The organism is Streptomonospora alba (genome assembly GCF_000826685.1).
GTDB lineage: Bacteria > Actinomycetota > Actinomycetes > Streptosporangiales > Streptosporangiaceae > Streptomonospora > Streptomonospora alba.
The window spans coordinates 1-568 of record NZ_JROO01000084.1; the positions used below are offsets into that span (position 1 = coordinate 1).

At 68.0% G+C, this 568-nt stretch carries 1 pseudogene; it reads right to left on the reverse strand.

Annotated features, from left to right (window positions below):
* Nucleotides 1–306, reverse strand: a pseudogene (locus LP52_RS25355) (pentapeptide repeat-containing protein); the annotation flags it as partial.
* Nucleotides 307–568 lie beyond the last annotated feature (262 nt).

The window sequence follows — 568 nt, forward strand, 5'->3', positions numbered from 1 at the left end:
GGAGCCCAGGATGAGCCAGACGACGAGCACAATCCCCGCGACAACGGCGATGGCGACCGTCCACGCGGTCAGGATCAGCCATCCCAACCACACCGACACCCCGTGGGCTTGGGAGCGCACCAGAACGGCCGCGGCCACGAGTACGGCGGCGAAGAACAGCCCCCACAGGATGCGCCCCAGCGGCAGTTCCTCGGGCAGCAGATCGGCCAGGAACGGGATCAGGGGCCAGGCGGTGATCGTGAGCGCGGGCAGTGCCACGGCGGTGAGCGCGATCGCCGTCCACTGGCGGGGGGTGGGTAAGCGCATGGCCGTCACCGTAGGCCGCCTGCTGCCGGTATGAGCACGAATTGCCGCATCCCGACCAACAGCCACATACCGTCACCGCGCGCCGGCCGGTACACGACAGGGCCGCTCCGAGAACCCACGCACGTTCGTGATGACGTTTGCGCAGTTCAGAAGGTAGACCAATCCGTCGGTTGCGAGTGGTCCACTCGACCCGCGTGGTTTGTGGCCGTTTCGCCCGTTATCAGGCGGGTCAGCAGCCATCCGGCGCTCGGCGTCCGGTCAC